The sequence below is a fragment of the Pantoea sp. UBA5923 genome (genome assembly GCF_002431095.1).
GTDB lineage: Bacteria > Pseudomonadota > Gammaproteobacteria > Enterobacterales > Enterobacteriaceae > Pantoea > Pantoea piersonii.
On sequence record NZ_DJDN01000066.1, the window covers coordinates 33954 to 51338 of the forward strand.

General features: G+C 58.9%; 15 protein-coding genes and 1 riboswitch. Of the genes, 6 read left to right on the top strand and 9 right to left on the bottom strand.

Translation table 11 applies throughout. The features are described from left to right. Nucleotides 1-70 precede the first annotated feature (70 nt). On the top strand, nt 71-835 hold the full coding sequence (locus B3797_RS15265) for a DedA family protein (protein WP_311783111.1): 765 nt from the start codon (nt 71-73) through the stop codon (nt 833-835). Here the strand turns inward: B3797_RS15265 and thiQ are convergent. From thiQ to sgrR, 4 genes are all read right to left on the bottom strand, one after another. After that, the gene (gene thiQ / locus B3797_RS15270) at nt 812-1534 is read right to left on the bottom strand and encodes a thiamine ABC transporter ATP-binding protein ThiQ (RefSeq protein WP_311791519.1); all 723 of its coding nucleotides are present in this window, start codon (nt 1532-1534) and stop codon (nt 812-814) included. The two genes, B3797_RS15265 and thiQ, sit on opposite strands and share 24 nt — an antisense overlap. After that, a complete protein-coding gene (thiP, locus tag B3797_RS15275; RefSeq protein ID WP_311791520.1) occupies nt 1518-3128 on the bottom strand; it encodes a thiamine/thiamine pyrophosphate ABC transporter permease ThiP in 1611 nt (536 codons plus the stop codon). The genes thiQ and thiP overlap by 17 nt, the downstream gene beginning before the upstream one ends. Next, nucleotides 3104-4090, bottom strand: coding sequence for a thiamine ABC transporter substrate binding subunit (gene thiB, locus B3797_RS15280; protein WP_311791521.1), 987 nt, complete (start codon nt 4088-4090; stop codon nt 3104-3106). Before thiB ends, thiP begins: the two co-directional genes overlap by 25 nt. A gap of 45 nt (nt 4091-4135) precedes the next feature. After that, nucleotides 4136-4228: riboswitch (TPP riboswitch) on the bottom strand. Between the two features lie 35 nt (nt 4229-4263). Then, on the bottom strand, nt 4264-5925 hold the full coding sequence (sgrR, locus tag B3797_RS15285) for an HTH-type transcriptional regulator SgrR (protein WP_311791522.1): 1662 nt from the start codon (nt 5923-5925) through the stop codon (nt 4264-4266). A gap of 248 nt (nt 5926-6173) precedes the next feature. Between sgrR and B3797_RS15290 the strand changes: the two genes are divergently transcribed. After that, nucleotides 6174-7352, top strand: a complete 1179-nt coding sequence (locus B3797_RS15290) for an MFS transporter (RefSeq protein ID WP_311783106.1) — start codon at nt 6174-6176, stop codon at nt 7350-7352. Between the two features lie 99 nt (nt 7353-7451). Here B3797_RS15290 and leuD read toward each other — a convergent pair whose 3' ends face one another. The 5 genes from leuD to leuL form a co-directional block, all read right to left on the bottom strand. Next, nucleotides 7452-8057 carry a 3-isopropylmalate dehydratase small subunit gene (leuD, locus tag B3797_RS15295; RefSeq protein WP_269949504.1) on the bottom strand — a complete coding sequence of 202 codons (606 nt, stop codon included), beginning with the start codon at nt 8055-8057 and terminating at the stop codon, nt 7452-7454. A gap of 2 nt (nt 8058-8059) precedes the next feature. Continuing rightward, entirely contained in the window at nt 8060-9463 is a 1404-nt protein-coding gene (leuC, locus tag B3797_RS15300; RefSeq protein ID WP_120455691.1) for a 3-isopropylmalate dehydratase large subunit, read from the bottom strand. Nucleotides 9464-9467: 4 nt separating this feature from the next. Next, on the bottom strand, nt 9468-10559 hold the full coding sequence (gene leuB, locus B3797_RS15305) for a 3-isopropylmalate dehydrogenase (protein ID WP_269949502.1): 1092 nt from the start codon (nt 10557-10559) through the stop codon (nt 9468-9470). A gap of 2 nt (nt 10560-10561) precedes the next feature. Continuing rightward, nucleotides 10562-12118: a 2-isopropylmalate synthase gene (gene leuA / locus B3797_RS15310; RefSeq protein ID WP_311783104.1), complete on the bottom strand. Its 1557-nt coding sequence runs from the start codon at nt 12116-12118 to the stop codon at nt 10562-10564. A 90-nt stretch (nt 12119-12208) separates the two neighbouring features. Continuing rightward, nucleotides 12209-12373: a leu operon leader peptide gene (gene leuL, locus B3797_RS19630; protein WP_414693096.1), complete on the bottom strand. Its 165-nt coding sequence runs from the start codon at nt 12371-12373 to the stop codon at nt 12209-12211. Between the two features lie 646 nt (nt 12374-13019). Between leuL and ilvI the strand changes: the two genes are divergently transcribed. From ilvI to mraZ, 4 genes are all read left to right on the top strand, one after another. Beyond that, nucleotides 13020-14744 carry an acetolactate synthase 3 large subunit gene (ilvI, locus tag B3797_RS15315; protein ID WP_311791523.1) on the top strand — a complete coding sequence of 575 codons (1725 nt, stop codon included), beginning with the start codon at nt 13020-13022 and terminating at the stop codon, nt 14742-14744. Between the two features lie 2 nt (nt 14745-14746). Next, complete coding sequence (gene ilvN, locus B3797_RS15320; protein WP_033749472.1) at nt 14747-15238, top strand: acetolactate synthase small subunit; 492 nt, start codon at nt 14747-14749, stop codon at nt 15236-15238. A 188-nt stretch (nt 15239-15426) separates the two neighbouring features. Next, nucleotides 15427-16437 carry a catabolite repressor/activator gene (cra, locus tag B3797_RS15325; protein WP_311783102.1) on the top strand — a complete coding sequence of 337 codons (1011 nt, stop codon included), beginning with the start codon at nt 15427-15429 and terminating at the stop codon, nt 16435-16437. A gap of 487 nt (nt 16438-16924) precedes the next feature. Continuing rightward, entirely contained in the window at nt 16925-17383 is a 459-nt protein-coding gene (gene mraZ / locus B3797_RS15330; protein WP_311783101.1) for a division/cell wall cluster transcriptional repressor MraZ, read from the top strand. Nucleotides 17384-17385 lie beyond the last annotated feature (2 nt).

Genomic DNA, 17385 nt, shown 5'->3' on the forward strand with positions numbered 1-17385 from the left:
ACAATTCTTACCTTGACGCTGTTGCGCCGCCTCTGGACAATCCAGCTTCGAAATTTTGTTAAGGAAGGTTATGGAAGCCTGGATTCAACATCTGTTTACGCAGTCGCTGGAGTACGCGCTTATCGCCGTTGCGCTGGTGACCTTTCTTGAATCGCTGGCCTTTGTCGGCCTGCTGCTGCCGGGCACCGTTATGATGGCAAGCCTGGGCGCGCTGGTTGGCAGCGGACAGATTGGGCTTTATCCCGCGTGGGCGGCGGGCTTTGTCGGTTGTCTGCTGGGCGACTGGCTCTCTTACGGCATCGGCTGGAAGTTTCAGGGACCGCTGCACCGCTGGAAATATCTGCAAAAGTATAAGGGCCTGCTGGATAAAACCGAGCACGCGCTGCACCAGCACAGTATGTTCACTATTCTGGTCGGGCGTTTCGTCGGGCCGACGCGTCCGCTGATCCCGCTGGCGGCTGGCATGCTGGAGCTGCCGGTGCGCAAGTTTCTGCCGCCGAACCTGATCGGCTGCCTGCTATGGCCGCCGCTCTATCTTCTGCCGGGCATCCTGGCGGGCGTGGCGATCGACGTGCCGAAAGATGCGCAGAGCGGTGCGTTCAAGTGGCTGCTGCTGCTGGTCGCGCTGCTGGTCTGGCTCGGCTGCTGGCTCGGCTGGCGCTGGTGGCGCAGCGGCAAAAGCCGCGACTGGGCCACGGCCTGGCTGCCGCCGCAGCGTCTGCGCTGGCTGGCGCCGCTGGGAATAGCCATCGCGATTGCCGCCTTTACGGCGATCCAGTTCCATCCGATGATGCCGATGTTCCGCCAGCTTTTATGGCGCGTCTTCTTTGCCTGACGAGCGCGCGATGCCGAGCACGTCGGCCTCGCGCGTGTCGCCCGACAGCAGCGTTTCGGTCGCGCCATCCCAGTAGACGCGGCCATCGACGATCACCAGACTGCGCGGCGCAATCTGCTGCGCATCCTCCAGACTATGCGACACCATCAGCAGGGTAATGGCCCGCGCCTCGCAGACGCGTCGCACCAGCTGCAACATCTCATTGCGCAGGGCGGGATCGAGCGCCGAGAAGGGCTCGTCCAGCAGCAGGACCGGACGGTCGCGCAGCAGGCAGCGCGCCAGCGCCGCCCGCTGCCGCTGACCGCCGGATAGCTGGCCCGGCAGGCGCGTCAGCAGATCGCTTAATCCCACCTGATGGGCAATCTCCTCCAGCTGTTGCCGCTGCGCGGCGTTCAGCTTCAGGCCAGGATGCAGGCCCAGCGCCATGTTCTGCTGCACGCTAAGGTGCGGAAACAGGTTGTTCTCCTGAAACAGCATCGAAACCGGACGCTGCGCCGGTACGCTGTGGGTGTGATCCGCGCCGTCGATGCGCAGCACGCCCTGGCTGACCGGCAAAAATCCGGCGATCAGGCTGAGCAGCGTGCTTTTGCCTGCACCGCTCGGGCCGAGCACTGCCAGCCGCTCGCCGCGCTCAGCGCTAAAGCTGAAACGCATCGGCAGATGTTGATAGAGGTAGGTCAGATTAGTCAGTGTCAGCATGGCGGCCAGGTAATTTTTCCATCAGGGTAAAGAGCAGCAGGCAGATCGCTAACAGCAGCAGGGCGGTGACCGCGCCGTCCGCGCCGCGATAGGCGCCAGTCTGCTGGTAGAGGTAAAAGGGCAGCGTGCGGAAGTCGGCGCTGCCAAACAGCGCCACTACGCCGAAGTCACCGATCGACAGCACGCAGGCGAAGGCGAGCGCCTGCGCCAGCGGGCGTTTCAGCGCGCGCAGCTCGATCAGCCACAGCCGGTTCCAGCCGCTGATGCCCAGCGAGGCGCACAGGTGAGCGTAGCGCTCGGCGCTGTCACGCATCGGGTTTTCCAGCACTTTTAGCGCATAGGGAATAGCAAGCAGAGCGTTGGCGAAGATGACCAGCCCGTCGGGCGAGTCGGGCAGGCCCGTGGTGGCGTTGAACAGCAGAAAGAAGCCCGTCGCCAGCACGATGCCGGGCATCGCCAGAATCAGCATGCCGCTGGTCTCCATCAGCTGCGCAGGCAGCGCGCGCTGGCGCAGACGCAGCTCGCGGCTGCTCCACAGCAGCATCATGGTCAGCGTGACGCAGAGCGCGCCCGCGCCGATTGCGATACGCAGCGACGTCATGGTCGCCTGCCAGAGCGCCGGTTCGGCCAGCGCACCGCCTAGTCCGCCGCGCAGCCCGTCCACGACGACCGCCAGCAGCGGCGGCAGCAGCAGCAAGAGCGCCAGCGCGATAATCAGACCGTCGCCGATCTGTGCGCGCCGTGAATCCTGCGGATCGCGCCAGCCGCGCAGCAGCGCCCGGCCAGCCGGGATCGCCTTGCTGAAGCGCTGGCTCAGCAGCACCAGGGTCAGACAGAAAGCGAGCTGGATCAGCGCCAGCAGCGCGGCGCGGCCAGGATCGTAGTCGAAACTCAGCGCCTGAAAGATGGCCAGCTCAATGGTGGTGGCCTGCGGGCCGCCGCCGAGCGAGAGGACGGTCGCGAAGCTGGCGAAGCAGAGCATAAAAATCAGCGCGCCGGTCGGCAGCAGCTGACGGCGCAGCCAGGGCCACTCCAGCAGGCGGAAAAAGTGCCAGCCGCGCAGGCCGAGCTGGGCGGCGAGCTGGCGCTGTTCACCTGGAATATTTTCCAGCGTCTGGAGCATCAGGCGCGTCGCCAGCGGCAGATTAAAAAAGCAGTGCGCCAGCAGAATGCCCTGCAGCCCATAGGGGGAGAAGCGGTAGTCGATGCCGAGCAGCTGACAGGTTTGCGCCAGCCAGCCGACGCGGCCATAGACCGTCAGCAGGCCGAAGACCGCCACCAGCACCGGCAGCACCAGCGTCATGGCGCAGAGGCGCAGCAGCAGCTGACGGCCGGGGAAGCGCCTGCGGTAAAGCGCGCGCGCCAGCGGTATTGCCGGCAGCAGCGAGAGCAGGGCGGAGAGCAGCGCCTGCGCGAAGGAGAAAAGCACCACATGGCGCAGATAGCTGTCGTGCAGCAGCGCGCGCCAGTCGCCTTGCGGCGCGCTGAACCAGAGCGCGCCGAACGCCAGCAGCGCCACGGCGCACAGCAGCAGCGCGGCGCTGCTGCCGGGCACCATCCACAGCGGGATTAGCGGCTGACGGCGCGTTGCCATGCACTGATCCAGTTTGCGCGCTGCTGCGCCACTTCCTGCGGGCTGTACTGGAGCGCGGTTTGCGGCACGCTAAGCGTCTGGAAACCTGCCGGCAGGTCACTTTTAATCACCGGATACATCCAGTTGCCCGTGGGGATCGCGTTCTGGAAGGCAGGCGTCAGCATAAACTGCATAAACTGCTGCGCCAGCTTCGGCTGCTTGCTGCTGGCGAGCTGCGCGGCGACCTCAACCTGCAGATAGTGGCCTTCGGCGAACGGCGCCGCGGCGTAGTTCTCTTTCTTCTCTTCGATAAGGTGATAAGCAGGCGAGGTGGTGTAGCTCAGCACCAGATCGCCTTCGCCTTTCAGGAACAGGCCGTAGGCTTCACTCCAGCCTTTGGTGACGGTGACGGTTTTACGCGCCAGCTTCTGCCAGGCTTCCGGCGCGTTGTCGCCATAAACCTTCTGCATCCAGAGCAGCAGACCCAGGCCTGGGGTGCTGGTGCGCGGATCTTCATAAATCACGCGCCATTTTTCCGGGCTCTCCACCAGCTCTTTCAGGCTGGTCGGCGGGTTTTTAAGGCGTTTTTTGTCATAGACGAAGGCGAAGTAGCCGTAGTCGAAAGGCACAAAGGTCTGATCCTGCCAGCCGCCCGGCAGCGTCAATGTGCGGGTATCAACCCCGCTTTTGGCGAACAGGCCGGTCTGCTGCGCGGCCTGCAGCAGATTGTTGTCGAGGCCGAGTACCACGTCGGCCTTACTGTTTTTACCCTCCATGCGCACGCGGTTTAACAGCGAGACGCCATCCTCCAGCGCCACATAGCGCAGTTCGCAGCCGCACTGCGCTTCGAAGGCTTTTTTCACCGCCGGGCCGGGGCCCCATTCCGCAGAGAACGAGTCATAGGTGTAGACGGTCAGAAGAGGTTTTGCCGCCAGCGCCGGCAAGGACAGTAACATCAGCAGAGGGAGAATCTGTTTAACCACTTTGCGCTCCTTGGGGAGAATTGTTATGAGTCGCAAAGGATCTGAGCGTAGCAGCCTCTCAAATCCCTACGTCGGTATTAACCGAATCAGGTTCGACGGGTTTCTCTCAGCCTTTTGCAGGCACCCCGTTGAGAACGGCTCATTCTAGACATTTCGTCGGCAGGGGGAAAGCGTCACAGCGTCGGCGGCGCGAACCAGGCGGATTTAAAGTCAAACCAGCCGAGCGTATTGAGCCGCACGCCGCGCATGCTGCGCTGGCCCTCCAGCAGCAGCCAGTGATGGAACAGCGGATGCACACCGTCTGTGTCCAGCAGCCGTTTGCTCCATTCGGCAAGCGGCAGCGCTTTACGTCGCCAGCGCGCGGCATCCTCTTCCCAGTCGAGCGGCAGGCAGCGATGCAGCAGCGGGATCTCATAAAGCTGGGCAAACAGCGCATACTCCAGCGGCAGGGTGAAGTTCACGCTGCCGAGCCAGACATCGCTTTCCGCTTCGCCCTGATGCCAGGTCTCATAGTCGACCGCGCGGGTAATCAACCGCACATTGTGCTGCGCCAGTAGCGGACGCAGCGCGTTGGCGATGCCCTCATGTTCAACATGCTGGCTGTACCACGTCAGCGTCAGGCTCTCCAGTCCGGGCGGTTTCGTCGCTGGCGTCAGGTCGCGGCGGTGATGCCAGCGCGGCAGCAGCCCGTAAGCGGGATACCAGTAGCGCTGATAGCCAGCCTCGGCATGGTTGAGCAGGGCGACAGGGTTAAACAGATGGCAGAGCCAGCGCCGGATAGCCGCGTCGCGCCCCTGGGCCGAACGCTGATCGAACAGCAGAAAATAGCAGCCCTCTTCAAGGCGGCTCTCTTCCAGTTTTTCATCCTCCGCGGTGCCCTGCAGCCGCACGCCGGAATAGACCAGTTCGTCGCTAATCTCCGGCAGCACCCAGATAGAGACGTCATCTATCAGCGCGCGAAAGCCGAAGTAGTCATCAAACGCCTCGATCTTCAGCTGGCTGTGCTGGTTGCGCACCACGCGATAAGGGCCGGTGCCGACCGGATGACGTGCGAAGTCGCGCATCTGCGGCCACTCGCGCGGCAGGATCATGGCGCTGACGCTGCCGAGCAGCCACGGCAGCCAGTCGTCCGGCGCGCTGAGACTGATATCCAGCGTCCAGGGGGCGGGCGAATCGATCTGGCGGATATGGGAGAAGAGCGGCAGCGCACGCAGGCGCTCCAGGCTTGCCATCACATCCGCCATTTCCAGCTCGCGGCCGTGATGAAAGCGGATCGCCGGGCGGACGTAAAAGCGCCAGTGCAGCGGCGAAAGCGCCTGCCAGTGATGGGCGATATCCGCCTCGACTTCCCCATTTTCCTCATTTATGCGCGTCAGTCCGTTAAATATCTGGCGAGCAAGATGCGTTTCAGAACGGCGCAGCGGCGAGCCGGGAAGCAGATTCAGCAGCGGCCGGTAGTAAAGCACGCGCAAAATATGTTTGCCCTGTCGGAAACTGCGGCCGAGATGTGCGCGGATCATCTCACCTACTTCCGCCTTGTCGCCCACCAGCTGCACCAGCTGATCGATGCGATCCTGCTCCAGCAGATCTTCAGCGCGCTGCTGCTGAAGCGCGAGTCCGGTGTAGCAAAAGGTGAGCTGTGAACGTTTGCCGCGCCCCGCCTCCGCCTGCCAGATAAGCCAGCCTGCCTCCTGCATCGCATTGAGCAGGTTGCGCATATGGCGACGTGAACAGTGCAGCCGCTCGGCCAGCTCGTTTAGCGTAACCAGCTGGCTTTCGCCCTGACAGCTTTGCCACAGCCGGATGAACTGCTGCTTGAGGCGTGATGAGGACATAAAAGAGGAACTCCCTGTGAAAAGCGCTCAGTTTTTCCTGCCTCATATTAAGGGCAAAATTGGAACTATTGGAAGAGCGGGAGGCATTCACCCCTGAATGGCGCTCGACCATGATGCCGCTGCGGCGGGATCTTTTCTGAGTAGGGTGCAATTACACCGCCAGCAGAGATTTTTTCTGCTGGCTTTTTTATGTTGCGTTAGAATTTATCTTCTTGTTTTTCCTGCTTCAACTTCAAAGGGATTTCGCTATGAAATCGCTGTTAACCCGGAAGCGCCGTATTAATCCGGTCTTTCTCGCCTTTATGGCAGCCTCTTTTATGATTGGTGTCGCCGGCGCGCTGCAGGCGCCGACGCTGAGCCTGTTTCTGACCCGTGAAGTGCAGGCGCGTCCCTTCTGGGTAGGGCTGTTTTTTACCGTTAACGCCATCGCGGGCATTGCCGTCAGCATGCTGGTGGCGAAGCGTTCCGACAGCCGCGGCGATCGCCGCACGCTGATCCTCTTTTGCTGTCTGATGGCCTTTTGCAACGCGCTGCTGTTTGCTTTTACCCGCCACTATCTGACGCTGATTACGCTTGGCGTGCTGCTCTCGGCGCTGGCCAGCGTGTCGATGCCGCAGATTTTCGCGCTGGCGCGCGAGTATGCTGACCAGTCGGCGCGCGAAGCGGTGATGTTCAGCTCGGTTATGCGCGCGCAGCTTTCGCTTGCCTGGGTAATCGGCCCGCCGCTGTCGTTTGCGCTGGCGCTTAACTTTGGCTTTGTTACGCTCTTTCTGGTGGCGGCCGCGCTGTTTCTGCTCTGTATTCTGCTGATTAAGTTTACGTTGCCTTCGGTGCCGCGCGCCGCGCCGCTGATGCAGAGCGGCGGTATGCCGTTGAGCGGCTGGCGCGACCGCGATGTACGCCTGTTGTTTATCGCCTCGATGACTATGTGGACCTGCAATACCATGTATATCATCGATATGCCCCTTTATATCAGCGTAACGCTGGGGCTGCCGGAGAAGCTGGCGGGGTTGCTGATGGGGACGGCGGCTGGGCTGGAGATCCCGGTGATGCTGCTGGCCGGGCACTATGCGAAGCGCGTCGGCAAGCGCAATCTGATGCTGATCGCGCTGGCGGCGGGCATCCTGTTTTACGCCGGGCTGGCGATGTTCGCTTCGCAGACCGCGCTGATGGCGCTGCAGCTGTTTAACGCGGTTTTTATCGGCATTATCGCCGGTATCGGCATGCTGTGGTTTCAGGATTTAATGCCGGGCAGGCCGGGGGCGGCGACCACAATGTTCACCAACTCCATTTCTACCGGGATGATTCTGGCGGGCGTGATTCAGGGGACGTTAAGCGAGCGCTTCGGCCATATTGCGGTCTACTGGCTGGCGCTGGGGCTGGCTGTCGCGGCGTTCGCTATGTCGGCACGCGTGAAGAACGTATAAAAGGAAGGGCGACGCAGTGGTCGCCCTGGGCTTTGCTCCTCTGCCCATACCACCCGCGCTTTAACTCTGGGGTCGTCTGGGCTTGAGGCTTTATCCGCCTTAATTCAGAAACGCAGGCTGGCGCTGTTCGTAGTCGCTGATAGCGGCTTCGTGCTGCAGCGTCAGACCGATACTGTCGAGGCCGTTCAGCATGCAGTGGCGGCGGAAGCTGTCGATCTCGAATGGATAAACCTTATCGCCCGCCGTCACCGTCTGCGCTTCAAGATCGACGGTAAAGCGAATGCCCGGCTGCGCCGCAACCAGCTTAAACATCTCGTCGACCTGCTCGTCGCTGAGGCGAACCGGCAGCAGCTGGTTGTTAAAGCTGTTGCCGTAGAAAATATCGGCAAAGCTCGGCGCAATCACAACGTGAAAACCAAAGTCGGTCAGCGCCCAGGGGGCGTGCTCGCGCGATGAGCCGCAGCCGAAGTTTTCACGCGCCAGCAGAATGCTGGTGCCCTGAAACTCCGGCTTGTTCAGCACAAAGCTGGCGGTCGGTACGGTGCCCGCGTCGTCGTCAAAACGCCAGTCGTGAAACAGATGCGCGCCAAAGCCGGTGCGCGTCACCTTCTGCAGGAACTGTTTGGGAATAATGGCGTCGGTGTCGACGTTCGCCGCGTCCAGCGGGGCGACGATGCCGGTATGCTGAGTAAATTTATTCGCCATGATTAAGCTCCTGTCAGTTCACGGATATCGGCAAAATGGCCGGAAACAGCGGCAGCGGCAGCCATCGCCGGGCTGACCAGATGCGTGCGTCCGCCGCGGCCCTGACGGCCTTCGAAGTTACGGTTGCTGGTGGAGGCGCAGCGCTCGCCCGGATTCAGGCGGTCATTGTTCATCGCCAGACACATTGAGCAACCCGGCAGACGCCATTCAAAGCCAGCCTCGAGGAAAATCTTGTCCAGACCTTCCGCTTCCGCCTGCGCTTTTACCGGGCCGGAACCCGGCACCACCATCGCGACCACGCCCGGCGCGACCTTACGCCCTTTGGCGATAGCCGCGGCGGCACGCAGATCTTCAATACGCGAGTTGGTGCAGGAGCCGATAAATACCTTATCGATTGCCACGTCAGTCAGGCGAATGCCCGGCTGCAGATTCATATAGGCCAGCGCTTTCTCAGCGGAGGCGCGCTCGACCGGATCGGCAAACGAGGCCGGGTTCGGGATCGCCTGATCTACGGCGATCACCTGGCCTGGGTTGGTGCCCCAGGTCACCTGTGGCGCGATATCGGCGGCGTTCAGCGTGACGACGGCGTCATAGTGCGCGCCTTCATCCGACTTCAGGGTACGCCAGTACTCTACCGCCTGTTCCCACTTCTCGCCCTGCGGCGCGAACTGACGACCTTTCAGGTAGTTGAAGGTGGTATCGTCCGGCGCGACCAGACCCGCTTTGGCGCCCATCTCGATCGCCATATTGCACAGCGTCATACGACCTTCCATGCTCAGCGCTTCGATAGCCGGGCCGCAGAACTCGACCACATGGCCGGTACCGCCTGCGCTGCCGGTTTTACCGATAATCGCCAGCACGATATCTTTCGCGGTAATACCTGGGGCGGCTTCGCCCAGCACTTCGATTTTCATGGTCTTCGCGCGACCCTGCTTCAGCGTCTGGGTAGCGAATACATGTTCTACTTCCGAGGTGCCGATACCAAAGGCGAGCGAACCGAATGCGCCGTGGGTGGCGGTGTGCGAATCGCCGCAGACGATGGTCATACCCGGCAGCGTCATGCCTTGCTCAGGCCCGATAACGTGCACGATGCCCTGGAAGGGGTGGTTCAGATCGTAGAGCTGCACGCCGAACTCGGCGCAGTTCTTGATCAGCTCTTGCATCTGGATGCGCGCCATCTCGCCAGAGGCATTGATGTCTTTGGTCTGGGTCGAGACGTTGTGATCCATGGTGGCGAACGTCTTCGACGGCTGACGCACCTTGCGGCCATGCGCGCGCAGGCCGTCGAAAGCCTGCGGCGAGGTCACTTCGTGGATCAGGTGACGGTCGATATAGAGCAGCGGCGTCTCGTCAGGCGCTTCGTGAACGACATGTGCATCAAATAACTTCTGGTATAAGGTTTTCATTATTTTATTTTTCCTCGGCGATAAAGCGGGCAATGATGCTGCCCATCTCATCAGTCGTGACGGCGGGGCCGTCACCGGCCAAATCTCGGGTGCGGTAGCCTTCTTCCAGCGCGCGGCTGATAGCGCGCTCAATGCTGTCGGCGGCGGCGTCTGCATTCAGGCTGTAGCGCAGCAGCAGCGACAGCGACAGGATCTGCGCCACCGGGTTAGCAATATTCTGTCCGGCGATATCCGGCGCGGAGCCGCCTGCCGGTTCATACAGACCAAAGCCCTCTTCGTTCAGGCTGGCTGAGGGCAGCATGCCCATCGAGCCGGTAATCATGGCGCACTCGTCAGAAAGAATATCGCCAAACAGGTTCGAGCAGAGCAGGACGTCGAACTGCGACGGATCTTTGATCAGCTGCATGGTGGCGTTGTCGATATACATATGGCTCAGCTGCACATCGGGATAATCCTGCGCCACTTCATTCACGATCTCGCGCCACATCACCGACGTTTGCAGCACGTTGGCTTTATCAATCGAGGTGACTTTATTACGGCGCTTGCGCGCAGACTCAAAGGCGATGCGCGCAATGCGTTCAATCTCGAAGCGGTGATAGACTTCGGTGTCGAAGGCGCGCTCATGCGGGCCGCTGCCTTCGCGTCCTTTCGGCTGGCCGAAGTAGATGCCGCCGGTCAGTTCGCGCACGCACAGGATATCGAAACCTTTCGCGGCGATATCGGCGCGCAGCGGGCAAAACGCTTCCAGACCCTGATAGAGCGCGGCTGGGCGCAGGTTGCTGAACAGTTTGAAGTGCTTACGCAGCGGCAGCAGCGCGCCGCGTTCCGGCTGTGAAGCGGGCGGCAAGTGTTCCCATTTCGGGCCACCGACCGAGCCGAACAGAATCGCGTCGGCCTGCTCGCAGCCCGCGACGGTGGCGGGCGGCAGCGGTTCGCCGTGACGGTCGATGGCGATGCCGCCGACGTCATATTCGCTGGTGGTAATACGCATATCAAAGCGGTGACGAATGGCGTCCAGCACTTTCAGAGCCTGCGCCATAACTTCCGGGCCGATGCCGTCGCCAGGCAATACTGCGATATGAGAAGAGGTAGACATAGTTACACCGTTTCCTTCTGAAATTTGCGCTGCAATTCTTTTTCGACTTCTTTGGCGCGCCAGATGTTATTCAGCGCGTTAACCATCGCTTTCGCAGACGATTCGACAATATCGGTCGCCAGACCGACGCCGTGGAATTTGCGGCCGTTGTAGTTCACCACGATATCCACCTGGCCCAGCGCGTTCTCGCCGTGGCCTTTCGCCGTTAACTTGTAGTTCATCAGCTCGGCTTCAAAACCGGTAATGCGGTTGATCGCCTGGTAAACCGCGTCGACCGGGCCGTTGCCGGTGGCGGCGTCCGCTTTAGTCTCTTCGCCGCAGCCCAGCTGCACTGACGCGGTCGCCGTGACGCTGGAGCCAGTCTGCACGTTGAATTCGTTCAGCTGGAAATATTCCGGCTCTTCATGCTGCTTGTTGATAAAGGCCAGCGCTTCCAGGTCGTAATCGAATACCTGGCCTTTTTTGTCAGCCAGCTTCAGGAAGGCGTCATACAGCGCGTCCAGGCTGTAGTCGCTCTCTTTGTAGCCCATCTCTTCCATACGGTGTTTCACCGCGGCGCGGCCGGAGCGCGACGTCAGGTTCAGCTGGATTTTGTGCAGGCCGATCGATTCCGGCGTCAGGATTTCGTAGTTTTCACGGTTTTTCAGCACGCCGTCCTGATGGATGCCAGAGGAGTGCGCAAAGGCGTTAGAGCCGACCACCGCCTTGTTCGCCGGGATCGGCATGTTGCAGATCTGGCTGACCATCTGGCTGGTGCGGTAGATTTCCTGGTGATTGATGTTGGTATGCACGTTCAGGATCTGCTGGCGGGTTTTAATCGCCATAATGACCTCTTCCAGCGCGCAGTTGCCGGCGCGCTCGCCCAGGCCGTTCAGCGTGCCTTCGACCTGACGTGCGCCCGCCTGGACGGCGGCCAGCGCATTGCCGGTTGCCATGCCTAAATCGTCATGGGTATGCACCGACAGAACCGCTTTATCGATATTGGGCACGCGATTGATCAGCTGGCTGATGATGCTGGCGTATTCGCCCGGCAAGGTATAACCCACGGTGTCTGGAATGTTGATAGTGGTTGCGCCCGCGTTGATTGCCGCCTCTACCACGCGACACAGGTCGTCGATTGGGGTACGGCCGCCATCTTCGCAGGAGAACTCAACGTCGTTAGTGTAGTTACGGGCGCGTTTCACCATCTGCACCGCGCGCTCAATCACTTCAGGCAGCGTGCTGCGCAGTTTGGTGGCGATATGCATCGGCGACGTCGCGATGAAGGTGTGGATACGATAGGCCTCCGCTACGCGCAGCGCTTCATAGGCCGCATCGATATCTTTTTCGACGCAGCGCGCCAGTCCGCAGACGCGGCTGTTTTTAATGGTGCGCGCGATGGTCTGTACGGATTCGAAGTCGCCCGGCGACGAAACCGGGAAGCCGACTTCCATCACGTCTACGCCCATGCGCTCCAGCGCCAGTGCGATCTGCAATTTTTCTTTCACACTCAGGCTGGCCTGTAATGCCTGCTCACCGTCGCGCAGAGTGGTATCGAAAATAATGACTTGCTGGCTCATCGTATTCATCCTTATTCGTTAGCTTCACCGTGCAACGAGCATAAAAAAACCCGCGCAAGGCGCGGGTTTTTAACTTTCAGCAGGTTCGAATCAGTGTTTGATTCTGCCCACGAGTCTACCGCGCAAACTGAATGCGTTAAGTAGTAGACCGAGTAGGCGGAATGAATGAAACATGGATTCGAACCTCGTAAATTTTGTGCTGCACATATTGGTACTGGAATCAGGACGGGATGTCAACCATAAGCAAAAGGGCATTTTCAACGCGCGCTAAGGAAAATATCCTGCGATTTACCGCCAGCTTAGTGGAACCGGTAATGCCTGAAAAAACAGGGCGTAAATCGGGCTTATCAATCGAGGGTGATTATTTTAACTATATGAAAGACATAATTATTTATCATTGATCATAGCCTGCTGGCCAGAATTATTTTACCGCTTTGGGGCAGCATATTGTCGCGCGTCAGCTTTATTTAAGAGTTAATAACGCCAGAAATGAATTTCGCAGGAAAATTGTGGGCTGAAAGAGCCGGGATTATTTTTTTGTTATTTCTTATAACCCGCTGGAAATGAATTGGTCTCCAGCATTTTCTTCTGCCTAACTTCCAGTGAATTAGATAATTCCGCGCGCGGTCAACTTATCGCGCAGAGGCTTTAAAGCCAGCTTAACGATAAGCGCGAAGTCTGACGTTTGCCTGCCGGGTTTTCTACGGTTATGGTAATCGACCAACTCTTAAAACAATCAACCAAGCAGATTTCTCTGTATCTGGATGTCGGAAACGAATTCTGGCGTCTGCGCATAAACATAAGGTTTTGATCTTAACTGGCGAAACTGGGGCAGGATGCCAGTGGCGCGCTGGAACAGCGAGCGTCAGTGGATTCAGTTCCTCAAGCCTGGAGGCAGAAAATGGAGATGTTGTCAGGAGCCGAGATGGTCGTCCGTTCGTTGATCGATCAGGGCGTAAAACAGGTGTTCGGTTATCCGGGCGGTGCGGTGCTGGATATTTACGACGCGCTGCAAACCGTCGGCGGAATTGATCACGTACTGGTGCGCCATGAGCAGGGCGCAGTGCATATGGCGGACGGCCTGGCGCGCGCCACGGGCGAAGTCGGCGTGGTGCTGGTGACGTCGGGCCCCGGCGCAACCAATGCGATTACCGGTATCGCCACCGCCTATATGGATTCGATTCCGCTGGTGATCCTGTCGGGTCAGGTGCCTTCCTCGCTGATTGGCTACGACGCCTTTCAGGAGTGCGACATGGTGGGGATTTCCCGTCCGGTGGTGAAGCACAGCTTTCTGGTGAAAAGCACCGAAGAGATCCCGACGGTGCTGAAAAAAGCCTTCTGGCTGGCGGCCAGCGGGCGGCCAGGCCCGGTCGTTATCGATCTGCCGAAGGATATTCTGAATCCGGCCAACAAATTCCCTTACGTCTACCCGGAGTCGGTGAGCATGCGCTCCTACAATCCGACCATCCAGGGGCACAAAGGGCAGATCAAACGCGCTTTAAACACGCTACTCGCCGCGCATAAGCCGGTTATTTACGCTGGCGGCGGCGCGATTACCTCGGCGTGCGAAGCGGAGCTGCTGCAGCTTGCGGAGCAGCTGAATATTCCGGTCACCACGTCGCTGATGGGGCTGGGCGCATTTCCTGGCACGCACCGTCAGGCGGTGGGGATGCTTGGCATGCATGGCACCTACGAAGCCAATATGACGATGCATAACGCCGATTTGATCTTCGCCGTCGGCGTGCGCTTTGACGATCGCACCACCAATAATCTGGCTAAATATTGCCCGAACGCGACGGTACTGCATATTGATATCGATCCTACTTCGATCTCGAAAACTGTGGCGGCGGATATTCCTATCGTTGGCGATGCGAAGCAGACGCTGCAGCAGATGCTCGAGCTGCTGGCGCAGAGCGAGACAAAGCAGGATTTTGACAGCCTGCGCGACTGGTGGCAGAGCATTGAAGGCTGGCGCAGCCGTAAATGTCTGGCGTTCGATCGCAGCAGCGACGCGATTAAGCCGCAGGCGGTGATCGAGACGATCTGGCGCCTGACCAACGGCGACGCTTACGTCACCTCGGATGTCGGCCAGCATCAGATGTTCGCGGCGCTTTACTATCCCTTTGACAAGCCGCGTCGCTGGATCAACTCCGGCGGACTCGGCACCATGGGCTTCGGTCTGCCAGCTGCGCTGGGCGTTAAAATGGCGCTGCCGGAGGAAACGGTAATTTGCGTGACCGGCGACGGCAGCATTCAGATGAACATTCAGGAGCTTTCCACCGCGCTGCAGTACGATCTGCCGGTGCTGGTGCTGAGCCTGAATAACCGCGTCCTCGGCATGGTGAAGCAGTGGCAGGATATGATCTATTCAGGCCGCCATTCGCAATCTTATATGGAGTCGCTGCCGGACTTTGTGCGTCTGGCTGAGGCCTATGGTCACGTCGGCATCGCCATTCAGCATCCTTCCGAACTGGAAGAGAAACTGCAGCTGGCGCTGGATACGCTGGCGAAGGGCCGCCTGGTGTTTGTCGACGTCACCGTCGACGGCAGCGAGCATGTGTACCCGATGCAGATCCGCGGCGGGTCGATGGATGAGATGTGGCTGAGCAAAACGGAGAGAACATAATTATGCGTCGTATTTTATCGGTTCTGCTGGAGAATGAATCCGGCGCATTGTCGCGCGTGGTAGGCCTCTTCTCTCAGCGCGGCTACAACATCGAAAGCCTGACCGTCGCGCCGACTGACGACCCAACGCTGTCGCGTATGACTATTCAGACCGTCGGTGACGAAAAGGTGCTGGAGCAGATTGAAAAGCAGCTGCATAAGCTGGTGGATGTGCTGCGCGTCAGCGAGCTGGGGCAGGGCGCTTATGTCGAACGTGAAATCATGCTGGTGAAGCTGCAGGCTACCGGTTACGGCCGAGAGGAGGTCAAGCGCAGCGCCGAGATCTTCCGCGGTCAGATTATCGACGTGACGCCAACGCTGTACACGGTTCAGCTTGCGGGCACCAGCGACAAGCTCGACGCCTTTCTTAATACCGTGCGCGAAGTCGCAGAGATTGTCGAAGTGGCGCGTTCCGGCATCGTCGGCGTGTCGCGCGGCGACCGCATTATGCGTTAATCACTACAGGTTACTGTCTCTAACCCGGCGTAATGCCGGGTTTTTTTATTTTATGCGCTAAACAGGGCTAGCTAAGAAAAGCGGTTGCTCAGCGCGAAGTTCTGCTGTTAGATGTTACAAACGAGTTACCCTTAGCTTAGTTGCGGACATCTGTCGCAACGCGGCTCGCCGTGAAGTATGGAGTTATCGTGAAACTGGATGAAATCGCGCGTCTGGCGGGCGTGTCGCGCACCACGGCCAGTTATGTCATCAATGGCAAAGCGCGGCAGTATCGTGTCAGCGAAAAAACCGTCGAGAAAGTGATGGCGGTCGTGCGTGAGCATAACTATCACCCCAATGCAGTGGCGGCGGGCCTGCGCGCCGGCCGCACGCGTTCTATCGGCCTGGTAATCCCCGATCTGGAGAATACCAGCTATACTCGCATCGCCAACTACCTGGAGCGTCAGGCGCGTCAACGCGGCTATCAGCTGCTGATCGCCTGTTCAGAAGATCAGCCCGACAATGAAATGCGCTGTATCGAACATCTGCTGCAGCGTCAGGTCGATGCGATCATCGTTTCTACCTCTTTGCCGCCGGAGCATCCCTTTTATCAGCGCTGGATCAACGATCCGCTGCCGATTATCGCGCTGGACCGCGCGCTGGACCGCGAGCATTTTACCAGCGTTGTCGGGGCCGATCAGGACGATGCTTTTGCCCTGGCGGCTGAATTGCGTCAGCTGCCGGTAAAAAACGTCCTGTTCCTCGGCGCACTGCCAGAGCTTTCCGTCAGCTTTTTGCGCGAGATGGGGTTCCGCGATGCCTGGAAAGAGGATCCGCGACCCATCGACTATATCTACTGCAACAGCTTCGAGCGTACGGCGGCGGCCGCGCTGTTTGAGAAGTATCTTGACGATCACGATATGCCGGAGGCGCTTTTCACCACCTCTTTCGGCCTGCTGCAGGGCGTCATGGATGTGACGCTAAAACGTGACGGACGTCTGCCGACCGACCTCGCTATCGCGACCTTTGGCGACCACGAATTACTGGACTTTCTGGACTGTCCGGTGCTGGCCGTGGGGCAGCGCCATCGCGATGTTGCGGAGCGCGTGCTGGAGTTAGTTCTGGCTTCGCTCGATGAGCCGAGAAAACCGAAACCGGGATTAACGCGTATTCGGCGAAATTTATTTCGTCGTGGGCAGCTAAATCGCAAAAATAAATAGCAGAGGGGCAGCAATACCGCTGCCCTTAAATTTTTCTGCATTAATATTCGTCAATTTTTAGGGTAAAAAAGCGTAAATCTGAGACACCTCATTTAACAAATTAGCGGCGATGTGATTGTTAATTGTCCATTTCTTCTGGCTGACATCACTCCCCGTCGCCCCTGAAGCTGGTGAGGCCGCTTTCAGAAATCCCCTAAAATGCAGCCCCTGTCTCAGAAACAGTGAAGAATATTAGCGCGGGCCGTCAGGTTTATTTTTAATCATTTTTTTAAGCCCTATGGTTTTTATTCCATTATTCATCAGGTTAATTTTTAAAATTGACCTTTTGACCCCTTTGTCGCTTTTCAATCAGCGAAATTCCCTCCTGTAAATAGTTATATTCCCGCCGCGCTTCGGCTTGACAACGATTTCATCGGCTCCGTAAACTCGTGGCGTGGTAAAAAGTGGGGTAAAGTGGTGAAAATGGGGAGCTGAGGGGAAGACTGGCATGTTCCGTGGAGCAACGTTAGTCAATCTTGACAGCAAGGGGCGACTGGCCGTACCTACGCGCTATCGCGACACGCTGATCGGGGAATCTCAAGGGCAGATGGTATGCACCATCGACCTTCATCAGCCCTGCCTGTTGCTTTATACCTTGCCCGAATGGGAAATCATCGAAAAAAAGCTGTCTCGCTTATCCAGCATGAACCCTGTTGAGCGACGCGTACAGCGTCTGTTGCTGGGCCATGCCAGTGAGTGTCAGATGGACAATGCAGGCCGTTTACTGCTGGCGAATACCCTTCGACAGCATGCGGGCCTGACAAAAGAAGTGATGCTGGTCGGCCAGTTCAACAAGTTTGAACTGTGGGATGAACAGACCTGGTATCAACAAGTTAAGGATGACATTGACGCAGAACAGTCGGCTCAGGAACCGTTATCTGAGCGGTTGCAGGACTTGTCGCTATAGCT

Bases quoted from the DNA above. Each gene is read 5' to 3' on its own strand.
- B3797_RS15265 (WP_311783111.1), top strand. From the start codon at position 71: ATGGAAGCCTGGATTCAACATCTGTTTACGCAGTCGCTGGAGTACGCG.
- thiQ (WP_311791519.1), bottom strand. From the start codon at position 1,534: ATGCTGACACTGACTAATCTGACCTACCTCTATCAACATCTGCCGATG.
- thiP (WP_311791520.1), bottom strand. From the start codon at position 3,128: ATGGCAACGCGCCGTCAGCCGCTAATCCCGCTGTGGATGGTGCCCGGC.
- sgrR (WP_311791522.1), bottom strand. From the start codon at position 5,925: ATGTCCTCATCACGCCTCAAGCAGCAGTTCATCCGGCTGTGGCAAAGC.
- B3797_RS15290 (WP_311783106.1), top strand. From the start codon at position 6,174: ATGAAATCGCTGTTAACCCGGAAGCGCCGTATTAATCCGGTCTTTCTC.
- leuD (WP_269949504.1), bottom strand. From the start codon at position 8,057: ATGGCGAATAAATTTACTCAGCATACCGGCATCGTCGCCCCGCTGGAC.
- leuC (WP_120455691.1), bottom strand. From the start codon at position 9,463: ATGAAAACCTTATACCAGAAGTTATTTGATGCACATGTCGTTCACGAA.
- leuB (WP_269949502.1), bottom strand. From the start codon at position 10,559: ATGTCTACCTCTTCTCATATCGCAGTATTGCCTGGCGACGGCATCGGC.
- leuA (WP_311783104.1), bottom strand. From the start codon at position 12,118: ATGAGCCAGCAAGTCATTATTTTCGATACCACTCTGCGCGACGGTGAG.
- leuL (WP_414693096.1), bottom strand. From the start codon at position 12,373: ATGCCCTTTTGCTTATGGTTGACATCCCGTCCTGATTCCAGTACCAAT.
- ilvI (WP_311791523.1), top strand. From the start codon at position 13,020: ATGGAGATGTTGTCAGGAGCCGAGATGGTCGTCCGTTCGTTGATCGAT.
- ilvN (WP_033749472.1), top strand. From the start codon at position 14,747: ATGCGTCGTATTTTATCGGTTCTGCTGGAGAATGAATCCGGCGCATTG.
- mraZ (WP_311783101.1), top strand. From the start codon at position 16,925: ATGTTCCGTGGAGCAACGTTAGTCAATCTTGACAGCAAGGGGCGACTG.